The following is a 2,763-nucleotide window of genomic DNA, read 5'->3' as shown; positions in this document are numbered from 1 at the left end:
CACTCAAGGCATTGGCACGATTCGACTCATCCTGAATCGCCCTGGCAGCAGCAAGCGCTTCTGGCAATATATCTGGCAGTTTGTCAGCTAAGGCACTCAAAGCATAGGCACGATTCGACTCATCCTGAATCGCCCTGGCAGCAGCAAGGGCTTTTTGCAGTGCTAATTCTTGAAGATTTGGTGTTAAATAATTGACTAGTTCTGTCAGCGAGTCAATTTTCTCTTGTGGTTCTGGTTTTTGCAGGGCATAAGCTAGTCCTTGTTCGGGAGTCCACATCTTGTTTTTGACCAACGCTACCAGCAAATCTGCTGGTAGATTAGCTGCCAAACTATTCATCGATGCAGTAATCAAAGCATAACGACACTGCAAGCTTAGTGTTGATTCAGTCCAATTTGCTTCTGCTAGTTCCCAGGCACGAGAAATATCTGTGATATAACCGCCAGTTTGTGCCAATTGTTCTCGCACTTCATACCAGCCATTGCTTCCAGTTGCAGACTCTTCCCGCAATAACTGGTGAATCTCTTCTAACTGTCCAGCCTTTTCCAAATGCCAAACTAAATACTGATGAATATAACTATCATCGAGTAAAGTATGCCATAAACCATTCTGGGTTTTCTGCCGATACTTGTTTAAAAAAGCAGCGTGAACATCAGCAAGGTTTAAACCCAACCCAGCCAAATCTCCTGGGCGCTTTGGCTCAGAGGGAGCAGTTAACAAATTACAAGCTAAATCGTGGAATAAGTCATGTAAGCGATAGGTAGGCATACCATCAGCAAGCGGTACTCCTGTTAATAGCAATGCTTTATTCCGTAAATATTGCAACATCTTGGCAGCATCACGCTTATCCATTTGCCACAGCGTTGCCGCCATCATCTTATTAATGTTGACATCCTCTGGCAACACCCCTAACCAAGAGAAATGCTGCTGCTTTTGTGGTGGCATTCTCTTGACACTCAAATTTAATGATGCGGTTAAACTCAGGCGTTTTAAACTAGCCTCATCGGTAATTTCTTCGGCTTCCGGTCGGTCAAAACTTGTTAATCTGGCTACTTCTTGCTGAATATCCGCCAATAGTTCATTCCAAGTCGTACCACAGGCAACTTCGGCGGCTGCGAGTTCCAATGCTAGGGGAAGATAACCAACACCTTTGGCTAAATTTTCTGCTGAGTGACATTCTGTGCCAGTAATCTCGCGTCTTAATTTCTTCGTCAGCAATTCCATTGCCTGGTCTGGTTTCATTATATCCAGACTGTAGATGCTAGCTGCTAAGGCATCGGCAATGTGACCTTCACGAGTAGTTACTAAAACTTGACAACGCGCACCACCAAAATTAAAAGCTCGTGCATCTTCGGTATTCCAAGCATCATCCACCACCAGCAACACAGCCTTGTCATAAAGCAGAGTCCGCAAATGCGAGGAAGTTGCTTCTTCACTTGTAGGCTTAAAGCTATAGTCTCCTAATGCTTGCACCCAGCCACTAAGTAAAGCAAGCACATTGGGTTGTTGACCTAATGTTGCCCAAAGAATGCCATCATAAAAACGAGATTGTATTTCTACATCGTGGGCTAAAGCCGCCGCTAAAGTAGATTTGCCCACCGAACCCAAACCGTGAATCGCAGTAATTACTAAAGTACGACTATCAGACGATGAACCATTTAAAAGACGAGTCTTTAAATCATCGCTGTACTCTGGGCGTTCTACAAAGTGTGTGGGTAAAGGTGGCGCTTGAAATATTTGTATGTGACCTAACCCCCTAACCCCCTTTTCTACAAGGGAAGGGGGAACATTCAAAGCCTCTCTCCCTGTGGGGGAGAGGTTTGGAGAGGGGTTTTCTGCTTTCGATTTTTTTGGTCTGTTATTTTCCCATCCCTCATCAAACCGTTTTAAGTTCTTTTCCCTATCCGTTGACCATAGCTTGAGTGTAAAATACCAGTTATCAGAACCTTGAGTTTGGAGACGGTTATCTTCCAGAATCTTCAAAAAATCCTTCAGCAAATTCAGCGCTTCTCGAATTTGCACTTTAGTTAACTTGCCAGGATATTTGTCTTTTTGGGTCAGCAACTCCAACACGACTAATGTAGTCTGCACAATCAGCTTGGGGTTAACGCTGTCTGCTTCTTTCCAGTCGGACTCAATTTTAAAATTATCGTCCTCAAATTCTCCATCGACAAAACAAAGCAACGCCTCTAGCAAACGCTTGACTCGCTTTTGAATCTCAGGCCCATAGGTAGTTCGTGGCATTACATCTAAAAAATTGAGTAAGAAGTTTGAGGCTACCCCATATTGAAACTACCACCCCAAACTCATGTAATCCAGATTCTAAGGCATTTTCAGCAAGATTAGGGTATTTGCTTAAGGACACAACCCCAAAGAGAACCTGTATCTATCAACTCTTTGGGGTACAAACAAATGCAAGGTAAGCGTCAAAATATTCTCAGTAAAACCATTGCATTGTTGCTAGCAATGCAACTATTCTTGATTGGTTTACAAGCTAAAAGCCGAATCGACGAAGGTAACTCATCCATTGAGGCGTTGATTTGGATGATTCAACAGTATATTCCAGTGCTGGTTAAATTCTGTAGCTTGCGGGATAAAAGGGAGAAAAACGATTCTCTAAAAAGCAAGAGTAAAAGATGAACTGATTCCTCCCTTAAAAAGCTATGGTGTACGCACAAGTCGCATTACCCCCCTTAATCCCCCCTTGGAAAGGGGGGAAAAGAAATCTAGTAGTTCCCTCCCCTTTACAAGGGGAGGGTTAGGGT

2 protein-coding genes are annotated in these 2,763 nt (G+C 43.5%); one reads left to right on the top strand and one right to left on the bottom strand.

Going from position 1 to position 2,763, the window contains the following annotated elements:
- A partial coding sequence (locus ACFE93_RS34350; protein WP_375480562.1) for an NB-ARC domain-containing protein occupies positions 1-2,242 on the bottom strand: 2,242 nt, incomplete at its 3' end.
- Positions 2,243-2,410: 168 nt separating this feature from the next.
- Between ACFE93_RS34350 and ACFE93_RS34345 the strand changes: the two genes are divergently transcribed.
- Positions 2,411-2,638 (top strand): hypothetical protein, encoded by a 228-nt coding sequence (locus tag ACFE93_RS34345; RefSeq protein WP_375480560.1) that lies wholly within the window; start codon positions 2,411-2,413, stop codon positions 2,636-2,638.
- Positions 2,639-2,763 lie beyond the last annotated feature (125 nt).

The sequence above is a fragment of the uncultured Nostoc sp. genome, assembly GCF_964247315.1.
Taxonomy (GTDB): domain Bacteria; phylum Cyanobacteriota; class Cyanobacteriia; order Cyanobacteriales; family Nostocaceae; genus Nostoc.
This window is presented reverse-complemented; position numbering and strand designations above follow the sequence as displayed.